The following is a 16,614-nucleotide window of genomic DNA, read 5'->3' as shown; positions in this document are numbered from 1 at the left end:
GATCAGCGCGCGCCGAGCAGGTGCTCGATGAAGAGCTGCTGCAGCTTCACGAACCCGAAGCCCTTGCCGCCGAAGTACGCGCCGGAGTCGAAGTCCTCGTAGGAAGCCCGGTCGGCCCGGAGCTGCTCGTAGCCTTCGCCCGGATTGAGGGTGGGCTCGTTGATTTCGGCCACGCGGGAGGCCAGCAGGGCTGCCTGGACCTCGGGGTCGGCGCGGAAGGCCTTGGCGCGTTCCTTGAGCAGCAGGTAGGTCTGGATGTTGGCGGCCGCGGAGTCCCAGACGCCGTCGATGTCCTCGGTGCGGCTGGGCTTGTAGTCGAAGTGGCGCGGACCGGTGTACGCCGGGCCGCCGTCGGGTCCGCCGTTTTCCAGCAGGTCCACGAGGGAGAAGGCGTTCTGGAGGTCGCCGTGGCCGAACACCAGGTCCTGGTCGAACTTGATGCTTCGCTGGCCGTTGAGGTCGATGTGGAAGAGCTTGCCCTGGTACAGGGGCCTGGGCGATGCCGTGGGTGAAGTTCAGCCCGGCCATCTGCTCGTGCCCGGTTTCGGGGTTCACGCCTACCAGTTCGGGGCGTTCCAGGGTCTCGATAAACGCGAGCGCATGGCCGAGGGTGGGGAGGAGGATGTCGCCGCGGGGTTCGTTGGGCTTGGGTTCGATCGCGAACCGGATGTTGTAGCCCTTGTCCGTCACGTAGTCGCCCAGCAGGTTCACGGCCTCGCGGTAGCGTTCCAGGGCGCCGCGGATGTCCTTGGCGGCGTCGTATTCGCTGCCTTCGCGTCCACCCCACATCACGAACGTCTCGGCGCCCAGTTCGGCGGCGAGGTCGATGTTGTCGAGGACCTTGCGCAGGGCGAAGCGGCGCACGCCGCGGTCGTTGCTGGTGAAGCCGCCGTCTTTGAACACGGGGTGGCTGAACAGGTTGGTGGTGACCATCGGGACGACCATCCCGGTGGATTTGAGCGCACCGGTGAGGCGGTCGATTTCGCGCTGGCGGTCAGCCGCGGTGCAGCCGAAGGGGAAGAGGTCGTCGTCGTGGAAGGTGATGCCGTAGGCGCCGAGGTCGCTGAGCCGGTTGACGGCCTCCACGGTGTCCAGCGGCGGGCGGGTGGCGGACCCGAACTGGTCCTGGGCCTGCCAGCCCACGGTCCAGAGGCCGAACGAGAACTTGTCTTCACGGGTGGGCTGAATCGCCATTGAAAGCTCCAAGGAGTGTGGTGGTGGATGGTGCCGGTCCGGTCCGCTTTGAGGCGGCCCGCATAAATTGTTCTGCAAACAAACATATTCGAAATTGTGGTGATGTCAACCACTTCCGCAAAACTTTCCTTGGCGGCAGCATCCGCAGGAAAAACGCTTCCCAGCGAACCCGTCCTGCCGGTAGGGTTATGTTCTAGAAAACACCAAACCCGGGCCTGGAGGCTCAAAGCTAAGGATGGCCTGTAATGGAGCAGCTCGTGACCGAACGTAACTGGGCCCGGAACCACACCTACCGCGCACCCCGGATCGCCCACCCGGCCAGTGTGGCGGAGCTGCAGGAACTGCTGGCCGGCGCAGACCACGTCAGGGCGCTGGGCTCCCGGCATTCGTTCAATGACATTGCGGACACCTCCGGCACCCTGGCTGTCCTGGACCGGCTGGATGCCGACCGGACGGACGCCGGGATCAGCGTGGACCCGGCCGGCATGACGGTGACGGTCGGTGCGGGCGTCCGTTACGGAACCCTCGCCGCGGAGCTGCAGCGCCGCGGCTTCGCCCTGCACAACCTGGCGTCCCTGCCCCACATTTCCGTGGCCGGCGCCGTCGCCACGGCCACGCACGGCTCCGGGGATACCAACGGCAACCTCGCCACCGCCGTCAGGGCCCTGGAACTGGTCACCGCCGACGGCGCACTCCTTTCCGCCCGCCGGGGCGACCCCTACTTCGACGGCATGGTGGTGGGACTTGGAGCCCTCGGCATCGTCACCCGCCTGACCTTGGACATCGAACCCAGCTTCGAGGTCAGTCAGCAGGTGTTTGAAAATCTCGACTGGGACCAGGTTCTGGAGAACTTCGACGCCGTCACGTCCGCCGCCTACAGCGTGAGCCTGTTCACCGACTGGAGCGGATCAACGGTGGGGCAGGCCCTGGCTCAAAAGCCGCATCGGCGGCCCTGCCCCGGACCAGGCAGGGTTCTTCGGCGGCACCCCGGCCACCGCGGCCCTGCACCCGCTGCCCGGGGTCTCCGGCAGCAACTGCACCCAACAGCTCGGCGTGCCGGGGCCGTGGTCGGACCGGCTGGCCCATTTCCGGATGGAATTCACCCCCAGCAACGGCGATGAGCTCCAGAGCGAGTACCTCCTCCCCCGCGAGCACGCCGCGGACGCGCTCCGCACCATGCGCCGGCTATCGGACGTGGTCACCCCGCTGCTGCTGGTCGGCGAAATCCGCACCGTCGCCGCGGACAGGCTGTGGATGAGCCCGAACTACGGCCGCGACGGCATCGCACTGCACTTCACCTGGCGCCCGGACCAGCCCGCCGTCCAGGCCATCCTGCCGCTGATCGAAGCGGAACTGGCCCCGTTCGGGGCCCGCCCGCACTGGGGCAAGCTGTTCGACGCCGGCGCCGGCACCCTCGCGCCGCTGTACCCGCGCTTCGGCGACTTCACCGCCCTGGCGGACCGCCTGGATCCGGCCGGGAAGTTCCGGAACAGCTTCCTGGACCGCACCGTCTTCGGCAACTGATAATCTCGCGATGATGCCCACCTCAATCCCGCGCCCCGCACCGCCGTCCGCCGAGCCGGATCCGTCACGGCGGAACAACCTGGCGCTGATCACCTCCCTTATCCACCACCACGGCGTCCTCAGCCGGGCCCAGCTGACCAAGCGGACCGGCCTGAACCGGTCCACGGTGGGAACCCTGATCGGTCAGCTCGTGGCCTGGGGGCTGGTCTATGAGACTGCCCCCACCGGAGAGGCCCAGGTGGGCAGGCCCAGCCCCGAGGTGCACCCGTGCCGGTCGACGGCGGCCATTGCGGTCAACCCGGAGATCGATGCGGTGACGATCGGGCTGGTGAGCCTCGGCGGGAAAGTCCAGCGGAAGATCCGCTTCGCCACGGAGCGGATCCCCACCGCCCGGGAGGCCGTCAACAGCGCCGCGGCAGTTATCGAGGGGATGCGCTCCGAACTTGAGGCCTCCTACCGGATCACGGGCATCGGCATTGCCGTGCCCGGGCTGGTCAACCGGGCGGACGGCGTCGTCCGGCACGCCCCCCACCTGGGCTGGCGCAACGAACCCGTGGCCCAAATGCTCGCCGACGCCACCGGTTATGAGTGCAGCGCCGCCAACGACGCCTCCCTGGCCGCGGAGGCCGAACTCATCTTCGGCGCCGGCGCCGGCCGGGAAAACCTGGTCTACGTCAACGGCGGCGCCTCCGGCATCGGCGGCGGGGTCATCTGCGACGGTGTTCTGCTGCGCGGGGCCTCCGGCTACGCCGGCGAACTCGGCCACACTTTCGTACGGACCGCCGGGCACACCTGCCACTGCGGAGCCACCGGGTGTCTGGAGACGGAGGTTTCCCAGTCCCGGCTCTTCGACCTTGCCGGGCTCGCCGGCGGCGACGCCGTGGAGCTGGAACACGCCCTCCGGAACACCCCCGGCTCCGGGGTGTCCGAGGAAGTGGACCGGCAGCTGGAGTACCTGGCCATCGCCCTGCGGAACACCGTCAACATGTTCAACCCGGAGGCGCTGGTTCTGGACGGGTTCCTGGGCGTCCTGCACGGACTCGCCCCCGGCACCCTGGAACGGCTCATCCGGGCCCAGGCCCTGGACGGTCCCGCCGACGAATTCAACATCCACCACTCAGCGCTCGGCCCGGACCTGATGATGATCGGCGCCGCCGAGCTCGCCTTCACCCGGTTCCTGGCCGATCCCGCAAGCCTGGGCACCCTCCCGGCGCCCGCACTCCTGGAAGGCTGACATGCCCGGCACCAGCTCCTCGCCCATGGGCGAATTCTTTGACCTGACGGCCACCATTGACGGCCGCCGCCAGCACGCCGTCGTGACGGAAGTCGCCGCGAGCCTGCGCAGCCTCGCCGTGGACGGTGTGGCCCTGATTCAGGAATATCCCGTTGATGCCAGGCCGCCGTATTGCGCCGGCTGGGTCCTGGTGCCCTGGCCCAACCGGGTGGCGGACGGTTTGTGGACGTACGACGGCGTGCCGCAGCAGCTCGAATGCACCGAGCCCGGCGGCGCCAACGCCCTGCACGGCCTGCTCACCGAAACGCCCTACCGCGTCACGGAACGGACCCCGGGCGCCATCACGCTCGCCGCGCAGGTCCGCCCGCAGGCCGGCTACCCGTTCGAGCTCGAGACGTCCGTCCGTTATGAGCTGGCGGCTGACGGCATCCATGTCAGCCATATGGTCCGGAACACGGGCTCCCAGCCTGCTCCGGTGGGGCTCGGGGCGCACCCGTTCCTGCGCATCGGTGAGGTTCCGACCCGGGACCTGAAACTGGTCATTGACGCGGACACCCACATCGAGATCAACGAACGGCTGATCCCCACCGGCACCGTCACGGACGTCACCGGCACCCGGCACGACTTCCGCACCGGGCGGCTCGTCCGGGACGTGGACCTTGACGACGCCTGGGCGGGCGTCCGGCGGAACGGCGACGGCGGCTCAACGCATTACCTCGAAGCCCCGGACGGCAGCCGGGTGCGGCTGCACATGGACGGCTCCTTCGGGTACGTCCAGGCCTTCACCACCGATAATTTCGTCACGGACGGCGGGATGGTGACCGCGGTAGCCCTCGAGCCCATGACGGCCCCGGCCGACGCGCTCAACAGCGGCGAAGGGCTCCGCTGGCTGCGGCCCGGGGAAGAGTGGGAGCTTTCCTGGAGCATCGCGTACCAAAGCGTGTGACCCCGGGCCAGAGGTAGGCCCGGGGTTACATGCTGGTCGCTGGGAACGCGGTTTGAAGCTGGTGCGGCCTACATATCCGCCAGCGCGGTCCCCGGGTTCTCGATCGCGTCGGCGACGTAGCGCAGGAACCCGCCCGCGGTGCCGCCGTCGCAGACCCGGTGATCAAAGGTGAGGGTCAGCTCGGTGACCTTGCGGACCGCGAGCTCCCCGTCCACCACCCAGGGCTTGTCGATGATCCGCCCGACGCCGAGGATCCCCACCTCCGGGTGGTTGATGATGGCGGCCGAGCCGTCCACCCCAAAAACGCCGTAGTTGTTCAGCGTGAAGGTGCCGCTGCCCAGTTCCGCCGGGGTAGCCTTGCCCTCACGGACGACGGCGGTGAGCCGGCGGATCTCCGCGTCCAGTTCACGGGCGCTGAGCTTGTCCGCGTTGCGCACGGAGGGGACCATCAGCCCACGGTCGGTCTGGGCCGCGAAGCCGAGGTTGACGCCGTCGAACGCCACAATCTCCTGCATCGCCCCGCCGGCGGCGTCCTCCGTGGTGACGATCCTGGTGTTCAGCGCCGGGTACTTCTTCAGCCCGGCGGTGACGAAGCGGGCGATGAAGGCCAGCAGCCCGGGCGTATGGTGCGGGTCTGCCTTCTTCAGCGCGGCCCGCATCTCCACGAGCGCGGTAGCGTCAACGTCCACCCACACCGTGGCTTCCGGGATCTCCGACCGGCTGCGCGTCATGTTTGCGGCAACAGCCTTGCGCACGCCCCGGACAGCGGTGCGCCCGGTGATCCCCAGGCCGGTGCGGGAGTCCGTGTCGCCGGAAGGCTCCGGCTGAGACGCCGTGGTTTCAACCGCGGCGGTGCCCGCAGGTTCTGTCTTGGCCGGCGCGATCGCCGCTTCGACGTCCTTGCGCATGATCAACCCGCTGGCGCCCGATCCTTGGAGTCCCCCCAAATCGACTCCATGGTCCCGGGCCATCCGCCGAACGAGCGGAGAAATCACGGCGCCCAGCTTCCCGGGCACCCGGGTGCGCATCAACAGCAAATCATCGGCGGCCTTTTCCTCCGCCGAGATCCGGGCCGGAGCCGAAGCGGCAGCGGACGCAACCGCCCGCTTCGGAGCCCGGCTCCGCCGCGCAACCCCGTGCCCGCCAGGCGTTCCGTATCCGATCAGGACATTGCCGGATCCGGCTTTCTCTTCCTCGCGGTACGTTTCAGCAGAAACCTCAGCCGCCGCAGGCAATGCCGCCCCGGGAGTGGCATCGGGCCTTCCGGAGCCGGCAGCATCGTCCGCAGGACGAATGCCGTCCGGCGAAGGGGCGGGGGCGGCATCATCTGCGACGGCGCTAGCCGGGGAACCGACGGGAGTAACAGAAATCAGCGGCTTGCCGACGTCGAGCGTCTGGCCGGGCTCGCCGTGCAGCACGGCAACGGTCCCGGCGTACGGGGAAGGCACCTCCACCATGGACTTGGCAGTTTCGACCTCGGCGATCGGCTGGTCCACGCGGATCTCGTCGCCGACGGCCACGAGCCAGTTCACGAGTTCGGCTTCGGTCAGGCCTTCGCCGAGGTCCGGGAGGAGGAATACTTTCGGTTCGCTCATGGTCAGTCTTCCCACTGGAGATCGTCAACGGCGTCGAGGATGCGGTCCACGCCGGGCAGATAGTAGTGCTCGAGCTTGGGCGCCGGGTACGGCACATCGAAGCCGGTGACGCGGCGGATCGGCGCGGCGAGATGGTGGAAGCAGCGTTCCTGGACCCGGGCGACGATTTCCGAGGACACCGACGCGAAGCCGTGGGGCCTCGGCGATGACCACGGCGCGGCCGGTCTTGCGGACGGAGGCGCAGACGGTCTCGTCGTCGAACGGGACAATCGAGCGGACGTCGATGACTTCGAGGGAGCGGCCTTCCTCCGCGGCCGCTGCAGCAGCCGCGAGCGCGGTGGGCACGGATGGGCCGTAGGCGATGAGCGTCGCATCGGTGCCGGGACGGGCGACGGCGGCGCGGCCTTCGGAGGACGTGCCGCGCTCGACGTTGGCGGCATGCTCGGCGCGCAATGCGCCCAAGTCCACCTGGTCCTTGGACCAGTAGAGCTTCTTCGGCTCCATAAACATCACCGGGTCATCGGAGTCGATGGCTTCCCGAAGCATCCGATAGCCGTCAGCCACGGTGGCCGGGGTGAACACTTTGAGGCCGGCCGTGTGGGCGTAGTAGGCCTCGGAGGAGTCGCAGTGGTGTTCGACTCCCCCGATGCCGCCGGCGTACGGGACGCGGATGACCATCGGCAGCTTCACGGCGCCCTTGGTGCGGTTGTGCATCTTGGCGACGTGGCTGACGATTTGTTCGAACGCCGGGTAGGCGAAGGCATCGAACTGCATTTCGATCACCGGGCGCATGCCGTTCATGGCCATGCCCACGGCCATGCCGACAATTCCGGACTCGGCCAAGGGGGTGTCGAAGCAGCGGGTCTGCCCAAAAGTTTTGGTCAGTCCGTCGGTGATCCGGAAGACGCCGCCGAGCATGCCGACGTCCTCGCCGAAGACCAGCACGGAGTCATCGGCATGCATGGCATCGGCCATCGCCGCGTTCAGCGCCTTCGCCAGGGTGACAGGCTGCGGGCCGGTCTGGGCTGCCTTTTGCTCGGAGGCAGTTGCGGCTTTCGCGGCGGCGCGGGCGGTGGCGGAGCTGACGTTGCCGTTGGCCTCGGAGGAGGTGGTGATGGTGGGGCTCATTTGCTGGTCTCCTCAGCGCTGGTTGCTTCGCGGGCGAGTTCGTCGGCGAGCAGGGCGGACTGCTCCCGCAGTTGCGGCGTGGGGCTTTCGAAGACGTACTTAAACAGGTCCTGCGGGTCGACCGGGACCTCTTCGCCCAGGCCCTCGCGAAGCTGTGTGGCCACGGCTTCGGCCTTCTCCGCGATCCGGGCCGCGGCGCCGTCGTCGAGCAGTCCGCGGTCGGTGAGATAGGTCGTCATCCGGGTCAGCGGATCCTTGGCGACCCATTCGGCGACTTCGCTGTCCTGACGGTAGCGGGTGGCGTCGTCGGCGTTGGTGTGGGCCTGCATCCGGTAGGTGTGGGCTTCGACGAGCAGCGGTCCGGAGCCGTCGCGGGCGAGCTTGACCGCACGGTCCAGGACGGCGAGGAGCGCGACGAGGTCATTGCCGTCCACGCGTTCGCCAGCCATGCCGTAGCCGACGGCTTTGTGCGCGAGCGAGGGCGCCACGGACTGGTGCGCCAGCGGGACGGAGATGGCGTACTGGTTGTTCTGCACGAAGAACACCACCGGCAGGTGGAAGACGGCGGCGAAGTTCAGCGCCTCGTGGAAATCGCCTTCGCTTGTGGCGCCGTCGCCGCACATGGCCAGGACCACGGTGTCTTCGCCGCGGAGTTTGGCGGCGTGGGCTACCCCGACGGCGTGGAGCAACTGGGTGGTCAGCGGTGTGCACTGGATGCCCACCTTGTGCTTGGCGGGGTTATAACCGCCGTGCCAGTCACCGCGGAACAGCGTCATGGTCTGCACGGGGTCCACGCCCCGGGCCATCACGGCCACAGAGTCGCGGTAGGTGGGGAAGATCCAGTCGCCCTCGGACAGGCACAAGGCGGCTGCGACCTGGCACGCCTCCTGGCCGTGGCTCGAGGGATAGACGGCCATCCGGCCCTGCCGGACCAGGGCGGAGTTCTGGTCATTGACACGGCGTCCGACGACGAGCTGCTCATAGGCGGCCAGCAGTTCGGCGTCGCCGGGGATGCTGTACTCGTGGCCCGGCTGGGTGCCTTGCGCGGCGTGCGGGTTCAGAGTGCCGTCCTGGTCCACCATCTGGATCTGGTGACGGGCGGGGAGCATGTAGTCTTCCACCGTGATGCCAAACTTGCGCACGGCCGCCGAGGCTGCGTTTTCCTGCGCGGCGTCTTCTTGCTCGGTGTCCCGCTCAGTGCCCGGTACATTCCCTGGCGTCGCGCTGTCCGCCGGAGAATGCTGGGAAGCGTGGTCTGCGGAGATCGTCATTGGTCCGTCCTTCTGTTGCCACTAATCTTTCCCAGTATCGTCCTTGGGGATGTTTCGTATCCAGTCCTAGCCGAAATCATGGAGAAGTCACAGCTTTTGGCTTAGTCTAGAAGACGATCTGTAAGTGTGAGCTGGGTTACGGGCGGGAGTCGTAGACAAATGGCAGAGGTGGAAGCGGAGCAGGAGGCCGTGCCGCTGGACGAGGTGGACCGTCGCATCATTGCGGAGCTGACCCGGGATGGCCGGATGTCAGTAACGCAGGTAGCGGAAAACGTCCATATTTCGCGGGCGCACGCCTACACCCGGATCGCCCGGTTGACGGGCGAGGGCGTGCTCACCAAGTTCACAGCGCTCGTTGACCCGATCCGGGCCGGGCTCAAGTCCTCCGCCTATGTCACGCTCAAGGTGCGCCAGCACTCCTGGCGCGAGCTGCGGGAGAAGCTGCGCGCCATCCCCGAGGTACACCACATTGCCCTCGTGGGCGGGGATTTCGACGTGATCCTGCTGGTGCGGGCCGTGGACAACGTGGATCTGCGCCGCGTGATCTTCGACCAGTTGCAGTCCATGCCCGGGGTACTGGACACCCAGACGTTCCTCGTCTTCGAGGATTTGGACACGCGGTGAGCAGCACGCCCGCCGGCCCTCGGGGCGCGCCGTGATATCCCGGGCCAGGTGGGGATGGCGGGCCCTGCTGTCCGCCATGGTGTCGCTGCTGGCGCTGATTGGTTTCTGGCCAAGCCCGGTGGACAAGCCCCTTAGAGGCCTCATCGCGCGTGCGCTCCGGAAGCTCCATGCCCACGGCGTCCCCGGCTGGGTCGATTACGCGTTCGTTGAACGCATAGCCAACGTGGCGCTCTTCGTACCGTTGGGGGCGGTCGCGGTGCTGGCCTTCCCATGGCAGAAATGGTGGCAGATAGCCACGCTCGGCGCTCTGGTGTCGGGCTGCATGGAGCTGGGTCAGTGGATGTTTCTGAGCCAGCGTTATCCGAGCCTCGCCGATCTTGCCCTCAACACGGCTGGGGCCGCCATCGGCGCGCTCATCGCACGACGGCTGGTCCCAGACGAAACGGCTACTTTATGAAGTCCTTCATCCAGCTCTTGAGCTCTTCGCCGAAGTCCACGCGCTCGGAGGCGATGGAGATGACGGCCTTCAGGTAGCTGAGCTTGTCGCCGGTGTCGTAGCGCCGTCCGCGGAAGACTACGCCGTAGACCCCGCCGCCCTCGCCGCCGGACGTGGCCAGGACCTCTAGCGCGTCAGTCAGCTGGATTTCGCCGCCGCGTCCCGGCTTGGTGTGCTCCAGGACATCAAACACTGCCGGGTGCAGGACGTAGCGGCCGATCACCGCCAGGTTGGACGGGGCCTCTTCCACCGCCGGCTTTTCCACCAGCCGGTTCACCCGGAAGTAATCCGTTCCGTCCACCGCAGTAATGTCCGCGCACCCGTAGGCGCTGATCTGGGCCGGGTCCACTTCGATCAGAGCAATCACAGAACCGCCTGTCGTGGCCTGGACGTCGATCATGGTGCTTAGCAGTTCGTCCCGCTCGTCGATGAGGTCATCGCCCAGCAGGACAGCAAACGGTTCGTCCCCCACATGCTGCCGGGCACACAGCACGGCGTGCCCGAGTCCAAGCGGTTCGCCCTGCCGGACGTAGTGGATGGGGCCCAGGCTGGAGGCGTACTGCACGGCCTCCAATCGTGCCGAATCGCCCTTGAGTTCAAGGGTGCGCTCCAGTTGGGGAGCCCGGTCGAAATGGTCTTCGAGGGCACGCTTCTGCCGTCCGGTGATCATCAGAAGGTCCGTCAGGCCGGCTTTAACGGCCTCTTCCACCACATACTGGATGGCGGGCTGGTCAACGACCGGCAGCATTTCCTTCGGCATGGCTTTGGTAGCCGGCAGGAATCTGGTTCCCAATCCGGCGGCAGGAATGACGGCTTTTCTCACTGGTTTCCCCAAAGTCATAGCTGCACCATACAAATTGTTGTAGGAACCATGCAATGAATTTCCGAAAGCACTTGGGGATTCTGCCTCTCCGGCTACCAGGCCAGTGCCGCCGTCGGGGTGAATTCGGACGCTAGCCTTTGAAAACCGGGGTGCGCTTCTCCTGGAAGGCGCGGAAGCCCTCGGCGTAGTCCTCGCTCTTGCACAGCCGGGCCTGCTCGGCGTTTTCTCCCGCCATTGATTCCCACAGGCCCAGCCGCTGATCGCGGATGTGCGCCACGAGCTCCTTGCTGGCGGTGAAGGCTCCGGTGGCTCCGGCGGCCACCCGGCCCACAATGGCGCGGGTGGACTCGAGCAGTTCCCCCGCGGGCATGGCGCGGCTGAACATTCCCTGCGCTACGGCCTCGGCGCCGCTCATCAGCTCGGCGGTATATATCAGGTCCAGCGTGCGGTGCATGCCGAGGCGCTCGGTGAAGTACCAGTGCCCGCCGGAGTCCAGCGTGGCGCCGAGCTTGGCGAACGGCGAGCCGAACTTCGCGTTCTCCGCCACGTACACCACGTCCGTGGCCAGCAGCAGGCCGAGTCCCACACCGAGACAGGCACCCTGGGCCGCGGCGAAGGTCGGGGCCGGGAAGGCACTCATCTTCTGCAGCAGCGGCTGCACCAGCCCGCCGAGGTACGCCTGGGCGTCGTCGCTCTCCGGCGTGACGCCCGCAATGTCACGTCCCGCGCAGAAGGCGCGCCCCTCCCCGCGGAGCAGGAGCGCCCGGACCTCTCCGCGTGCGGCGGCAGCAGCGGCGTCGTCGTACGCCTGGGACAGTTCTGCAAGCGCCTGCTCGTCCAGCGCGTTGAGCTTGTGCGGGGCGTCGAGCACGACGTCGGCGATGCCGCCGGCGATGGAGAGGGAAATCATGGGGCTCCTTGCAAGGGGGAAGGCAGAGGGCAGGGAAAGAACTAGACGTCGAAGTCGACCGTGACGTCCGGGGTGGTCGGGTGGGACTGGCAGGTCAGGACGTATCCCTTGTCCAGTTCGTCCTGTTCCAGGGCGTAGTTCTCGTCCATTGTGACTTTGCCGGTGATGACCTTGGCGCGGCATGTGCCGCAGACGCCTCCGGCGCAGGCGAACGGAACATCGGGGCGGACCCGGAGCGCGGCGTTGAGGATGGATTCGCGGGCGTGGGTGGGGCTCGAAACCTCGCCCTGCAGACCGTCCAGCGTGAAGGTGATCTTGTAAGTGTCCTGGGATTCGTCCGCGGTCACGGGCCGGCCGATGTTGCCTTCGGGGCGGTCCGGTTTGCCCGAGGTGAACAGCTCGAAGCGGATGTGTTCGGGCTTCACGCCACGGTCGGCCAGGGTGTCCCGGCAGAGCTGGACGAGCTCGAAGGGCCCGCACAGGAACCACTCGTCGACGTCGTCCGCGTGGATGGCGGTACCCAGCAGCGCCTGGAGCTTTTCGGCGTCGATCCGTCCGCTCAGCAGCGGCGCGATCCGCTGCTCACGGGAGAGCACGTGGTGCAGGGCCAGCCGCGACGGGTACTTGTCTTTCAGGTCCGCGAGTTCCTCCAGGAACATCACGTCCATGGCGGCCTTGTTGGCGTAGATCAGGTCGAAGCGGGTCTCCTGGTGTGCCGCCAGCAGGGTCCGGGCAATGGCGATGACCGGTGTAATACCGGAGCCTGCGGCGATCGCCACGAAGCTCCCGGGCTCCCCCGCCAGCTCCTCGGGATGGTTCATCGAATTCATCACGTTCTGTTCCACCGGCTTGCCGTCCCGGCCGTGCTTGGAGACGAACGCACCCATGGGGCTCATCACGTCCAGTACGTCGCCGGACTTGAGCTCGGCGTTGGCCCACGTGGAGAACAGCCCGCCAAGGTCTTTCTTGATGGCCACGCGGATCTCGCTGGTGCCGTCCGCGAAGCTCCGCGGCTCGGCGCAGATGGAATAACTGCGGCGCACCTCATGCGGGTCGCCGTTCGCATCCGGCATGGTGGTGCGCAGGGCCACGTACTGGCCGGGGAGGTAGTCGTACTGGCCGGCCAGCTCCGCGGGGACGGCGAAGGTCACTTCGATCGCGTCGTCCGTGAGCCGGCGGACCTCATCCACGGCCAGGGTGTGGAAGGAGGCGCGACGGCGGCCGGTGGCTGCGGCCTGCTCGGCGGCGGTCTGGCGGACAACAGTCATAGTGTTTCCTTAGAGGACTTTGAAGTAATCGAACGGCTCCTTGCAGTCCTGGCAGGCGTAGAGCGCCTTGCAGGAGGTGGAGCCGAAGCGGGTGAGTTCCTTGGTGTTCAGCGATGAGCACTGCGGGCATTTGACGGCGAGGGACAGCCGGACCGGCCCGGCGTGCCGGGCGGCATTGGAGTGTCCCGACGGCGGGGCGATGCCGTACTGCTCCAGCTTGGCCTTGCCGTCCTCGCTCATCCAGTCCGTGGTCCAGGCCGGGGAGAGGACCAGGTCGACGTCGACGCCGCCATACCCTTCGCGGGCGAAGGCCGCCTTGAGGTCGTCACGGATCGCGTCCATCGCCGGGCACCCGGAGTAGGTCGGCGTGATGGTGACGCGGACAGCGGGGACGATGCCGCCGTCGTCGAACAGCGTGACCCCGCGCAGGATCCCGAGATCCGCGATGCTGAGCACCGGGATCTCCGGGTCCACCACGGTGGCCGCGAGGTCCCAGGCTTTTTGCTCGGGCGTCCTGTTGTCCGGGCGGCTGGTGGCCGCGGAGGGATGGCTGACGTACATCTCCGGCACGGCTACCAGCTCGCTCCGGGATGCTGGCGGGCGAGCACCTGCATTTCGGCCAGGAGGTAGCCGAGGTGCTCGGAGTGCTGGCCCTGGCGTCCGCCGCCCCGGGCAGCCGGTACCTGCGGGAGGTCCAGCTCGGCCTCGGCCAGGACCTCCCCGATGAGCCGGTCAAAGTCAGCGCGCAGGCTGGACGGCTCGACGGCGGCGCCGGACGCGCTGAGGCGGGCGGTGAGCTCATCGTCGCGGAACAGTTCGTCCACATAGGGCCAGATGGTCTTGAAGCCTTGGATCATCCGGGCCCGGGACTCGTCCGTTCCGAGGGCCAGGCGCAGCACCCACTGGGCGCTGTGGTCGCGGTGGTAGTCCACTTCCTTGACGGCCTTGGCTGCGATGCCGGCCAGGGTGGAGTCCGTGGACTGCGCGAGCCGCCGGTAGAGCTCGAACTGGTAGTAGCTGACCACGAACTGCCGGGCGATGGTGGCGGCGAAGTCCCCGTTGGGCTGTTCGAAGAGCTCCACGGAACGGAACTCGTGCTCGCTGCGGAAGTAGGCGAGATCGTCTTCGGTCTTGCCGGGCTTCCCCTCTGCGGCGTAGGCCCCGCCGGCATAGCTGAGGAAGGACCGCGCGTGGCCCAGCTGGTCCAGCGCGATGTTGCCGAGGGCCACGTCCTCTTCGAGTTCGGGGGCGCGGGAGATCCAGTGGCCCAGGCGCTGGGCCAGGATCAGTGCGTCATCGCCCAGGCGCAGGGCCAGCTCCGCAGCGTCCTGGTCCGGGACAGCACCGCGGCTGACCGCCAGCGCGATATCCTCCGGGCGGAGCGCATTACCGGGTGTGATCCGGGTGGCGCTGGCGGAGCCGTCCCCGCTGGCCCCGGCGCCGCTCACGCCGACGGAAATGTCGCCGTGGGAGTCTTCCGCGGCGTCCGTGTGGGTTGCTTCGTTTGCTGCTTCGTCCGTTGCTTGGGGGGTGCTCACAGGTGCTTCACGCCCTCGCTCTTGGTGTAGTACGTCGCGTGCCGGTAGTCCTTGCCCTGCGGGGACTCGAAGAACGAGCCCTTGGCATCCGGATCGCTCGCGGCGATGGCGTCCGCCGGAACCACCCAGATGGACACACCCTCGTTGCGCCGGGTGTACAAATCGCGGGCGTTGCGCAGGGCCATGGCCGCGTCGGGCGCGTGCAGGGACCCCGCGTGGACGTGGGACAGTCCGCGGCTGGAGCGGACGAACACTTCCCAGATCGGCCAGACGTTGCCTTCAGTAGTGCTTGTCATGCTGCGGTTTCCTTCTGCTTGGCGGACTGCTTCGCGGCGTAGGCGGCTGCGGCTTCGCGGACCCAGGCACCGTCTTCGTGGGCTTCGCGGCGGCGTTCCAGGCGCTGGGCATTGCAGGGACCGCGGCCGGCGAGGACTTCGTGGAATTCATCCCAGTCCAAGGGTCCGTGCTCCCACTTTTTCGTGTCCTCGTTGAAGCGGATGTCCGGGTCCGGCAGCGTCAGGCCCAGAACCCTGACCTGTTCCACCATCATCCCGACGAACCGGTTGCGCAGTTCGTCGTTGCTGAAGCGCTTGATGTTCCAGGCCATGGATTGTTTGGAGTTGGGTGAATCATCATCCGGCGGGCCGAACATCATCAGGGCCGGGGCGTACCAGCGGTTCACGGCGTCCTGGGCCATCTGCTTCTGCTCGGGCGTGCCGTGGGAGAGCTCCAGCAGGATTTCGAAGCCCTGGCGCTGGTGGAAGGACTCTTCCTTGCACACCCGGACCATGGCCCGGCCGTAGGGTCCGAAGGAGGCGCGGCAGAGCGGGACCTGATTGGCGATCGCGGCGCCGTCAACCATCCAGCCGATGGCGCCCATGTCAGCCCAGGTCCGGGCGGGGTAGTTGAAAATGGAGGAGTACCGGGCTTTGCCGTCCATCAGGTCCTGCATCATCTGATCGCGCGGCTGTCCGAGGGTTTCGGCGGCGGAGTAGAGGTACAGCCCGTGGCCGGCCTCGTCCTGGACCTTGGCCATCAGGACGGCCTTGCGCTTGAGACTCGGCGCGCGGGAGATCCAGTTGGCTTCCGGCTGCATCCCGATGATCTCCGAGTGCGCGTGCTGCGAGATCTGGCGCAGCAGGGTCCTGCGGTAGGCCGGGGGCATCCAGTCCCGCGGCTCGATCCGGGAATCTTCAGCGATGACCTTGTCGAAGTAGGCCTGGCCTTCAGCGTCACGCCGGGCCGCATCGTCGGGATGTTCCGCCGTCACGCCGGCGGGAACCGACTGCAGGTTCTGCGATGCCATGGTTGCTCCTATGCAATTCCGATAAATAATTACCGACCGTTCGTTCAGGATATGCGGCGGGTGGGACGCGCGTCAAGGACGACACCGGGTGCAGGTCGAAGCGGAGGGCGCCGGCGCAGGAGCCTGCGCAGACGCAGGAGGCGCGGCGGTAGGGCTCCCAGCCCGACCGGCGACGCCTCCGCCGCCCTGGCCGGACCCATCCGAGGGAACCCGGGGACCAAGCGGAGAGCAGCAACAGGCGTGCCGGAAACGCAGCAGGAAACCCGACAGGGAATCCGACAGGGCGCCGCCTGGAACCTGACGAGGAAGGCTGGGGCCCGGAAAGGAAAGCTCCCGTGCCGCGGCCTCTCAGGCCGCGAGCCGCAGGGCCCTTGTCTGCGGAGCGGCGGCGGGAGCCAGGACCCGGAGCTGGCAGTCGGACTGCAGGGGATCAATGGAGGCAGGCAGATGGCGGGATTCTGAACAGGCCTGCAACTGTTCCAGTGCAGCCCGCTCCACACGTGCGTGGCTGACATCCACGACCAGCCGCAGCCCTTCGCGCAAGTGATTGGCCCGCTTCATCACCACATACAGGGCCTGAACACTTTGCTCAGTCACATGACCGTGCGCGGCCACTTCCGCCTCGCCGCCGTCAAGGTCGAGCCGGACAAGAACCTTGAGCTTTTCGTGCACGTGCTACCCCTATCGCGCGTGGCCGCGACGCTGCGGCCATTAACCAACATAGGGAATGAATGTGACGCAGGCAACATTGTGACCC

General features: G+C 67.4%; 14 protein-coding genes and 3 pseudogenes. 5 read left to right on the top strand and 12 right to left on the bottom strand.

The window, feature by feature from the left end; all coding sequences use genetic code 11:
• Positions 1–2: 2 nt before the first annotated feature.
• A pseudogene (xylA, locus tag KY499_RS14745) lies at positions 3–1,194 on the bottom strand (xylose isomerase).
• A gap of 245 nt (positions 1,195–1,439) precedes the next feature.
• On the opposite strand from xylA, the pseudogene KY499_RS14740 reads away from it, so the two are divergent.
• The 3 genes and pseudogenes from KY499_RS14740 (at position 1,440) to KY499_RS14730 (ending at position 4,898) form a co-directional block, all read left to right on the top strand.
• Positions 1,440–2,718 (top strand): annotated as a pseudogene (locus KY499_RS14740) (FAD-binding protein).
• 10 nt (positions 2,719–2,728) lie between these two features.
• On the top strand, positions 2,729–3,952 hold the full coding sequence (locus KY499_RS14735; RefSeq protein WP_219885707.1) for an ROK family transcriptional regulator: 1,224 nt from the start codon (positions 2,729–2,731) through the stop codon (positions 3,950–3,952).
• A 1-nt stretch (position 3,953) separates the two neighbouring features.
• The gene (locus tag KY499_RS14730) at positions 3,954–4,898 is read left to right on the top strand and encodes an aldose 1-epimerase family protein (protein ID WP_219885706.1); all 945 of its coding nucleotides are present in this window, start codon (positions 3,954–3,956) and stop codon (positions 4,896–4,898) included.
• 68 nt (positions 4,899–4,966) lie between these two features.
• Here the strand turns inward: KY499_RS14730 and KY499_RS14725 are convergent, their stop codons facing one another.
• From KY499_RS14725 to pdhA, 3 genes and pseudogenes are all read right to left on the bottom strand, one after another.
• A complete protein-coding gene (locus tag KY499_RS14725) occupies positions 4,967–6,493 on the bottom strand; it encodes a dihydrolipoamide acetyltransferase family protein (protein WP_219885705.1) in 1,527 nt (508 codons plus the stop codon).
• Positions 6,494–6,495: 2 nt separating this feature from the next.
• Positions 6,496–7,621, bottom strand: a pseudogene (locus KY499_RS14720) (alpha-ketoacid dehydrogenase subunit beta).
• On the bottom strand, positions 7,618–8,892 hold the full coding sequence (gene pdhA, locus KY499_RS14715; RefSeq protein ID WP_123256920.1) for a pyruvate dehydrogenase (acetyl-transferring) E1 component subunit alpha: 1,275 nt from the start codon (positions 8,890–8,892) through the stop codon (positions 7,618–7,620). The pseudogene KY499_RS14720 and the gene pdhA overlap by 4 nt, the downstream one beginning before the upstream one ends.
• A gap of 159 nt (positions 8,893–9,051) precedes the next feature.
• Here pdhA and KY499_RS14710 point away from each other — a divergent pair, with 159 nt between their 5' ends.
• A complete protein-coding gene (locus KY499_RS14710; protein WP_123256919.1) occupies positions 9,052–9,516 on the top strand; it encodes an Lrp/AsnC family transcriptional regulator in 465 nt (154 codons plus the stop codon).
• A gap of 76 nt (positions 9,517–9,592) precedes the next feature.
• On the top strand, positions 9,593–9,973 hold the full coding sequence (locus KY499_RS14705; RefSeq protein WP_123256918.1) for a VanZ family protein: 381 nt from the start codon (positions 9,593–9,595) through the stop codon (positions 9,971–9,973).
• Here the strand turns inward: KY499_RS14705 and galU are convergent.
• The 8 genes from galU to KY499_RS14665 all read right to left on the bottom strand — a co-directional run bounded on the left by galU (position 9,963) and on the right by KY499_RS14665 (position 16,529).
• A complete protein-coding gene (gene galU / locus KY499_RS14700; RefSeq protein ID WP_219885704.1) occupies positions 9,963–10,853 on the bottom strand; it encodes a UTP--glucose-1-phosphate uridylyltransferase GalU in 891 nt (296 codons plus the stop codon). The two genes, KY499_RS14705 and galU, sit on opposite strands and share 11 nt — an antisense overlap.
• A gap of 112 nt (positions 10,854–10,965) precedes the next feature.
• Positions 10,966–11,745 carry an enoyl-CoA hydratase/isomerase family protein gene (locus KY499_RS14695; protein WP_219885703.1) on the bottom strand — a complete coding sequence of 260 codons (780 nt, stop codon included), beginning with the start codon at positions 11,743–11,745 and terminating at the stop codon, positions 10,966–10,968.
• A 41-nt stretch (positions 11,746–11,786) separates the two neighbouring features.
• A complete protein-coding gene (gene paaE, locus KY499_RS14690; protein ID WP_219885702.1) occupies positions 11,787–13,013 on the bottom strand; it encodes a 1,2-phenylacetyl-CoA epoxidase subunit PaaE in 1,227 nt (408 codons plus the stop codon).
• A gap of 9 nt (positions 13,014–13,022) precedes the next feature.
• Complete coding sequence (gene paaD / locus KY499_RS14685) at positions 13,023–13,574, bottom strand: 1,2-phenylacetyl-CoA epoxidase subunit PaaD (protein WP_219887034.1); 552 nt, start codon at positions 13,572–13,574, stop codon at positions 13,023–13,025.
• An 11-nt stretch (positions 13,575–13,585) separates the two neighbouring features.
• Positions 13,586–14,551, bottom strand: coding sequence for a 1,2-phenylacetyl-CoA epoxidase subunit PaaC (gene paaC / locus KY499_RS14680; RefSeq protein WP_123256914.1), 966 nt, complete (start codon positions 14,549–14,551; stop codon positions 13,586–13,588).
• Positions 14,548–14,847, bottom strand: a complete 300-nt coding sequence (gene paaB, locus KY499_RS14675) for a 1,2-phenylacetyl-CoA epoxidase subunit PaaB (RefSeq protein ID WP_123256913.1) — start codon at positions 14,845–14,847, stop codon at positions 14,548–14,550. Before paaB ends, paaC begins: the two co-directional genes overlap by 4 nt.
• Positions 14,844–15,857 carry a 1,2-phenylacetyl-CoA epoxidase subunit PaaA gene (gene paaA / locus KY499_RS14670; RefSeq protein WP_219885701.1) on the bottom strand — a complete coding sequence of 338 codons (1,014 nt, stop codon included), beginning with the start codon at positions 15,855–15,857 and terminating at the stop codon, positions 14,844–14,846. The genes paaB and paaA overlap by 4 nt, the downstream gene beginning before the upstream one ends.
• 348 nt (positions 15,858–16,205) lie before the next feature.
• Positions 16,206–16,529 (bottom strand): hypothetical protein, encoded by a 324-nt coding sequence (locus KY499_RS14665; protein WP_219885700.1) that lies wholly within the window; start codon positions 16,527–16,529, stop codon positions 16,206–16,208.
• Positions 16,530–16,614 lie beyond the last annotated feature (85 nt).

The sequence above is a fragment of the Arthrobacter sp. PAMC25284 genome, from assembly GCF_019443425.1.
In the GTDB taxonomy this organism is placed as follows: Bacteria; Actinomycetota; Actinomycetes; order Actinomycetales; family Micrococcaceae; genus Arthrobacter; species Arthrobacter oryzae_A.
The sequence above is the reverse complement of the archived record's forward strand: the minus strand, read 5'-3'. Positions and strand labels throughout refer to the sequence as shown.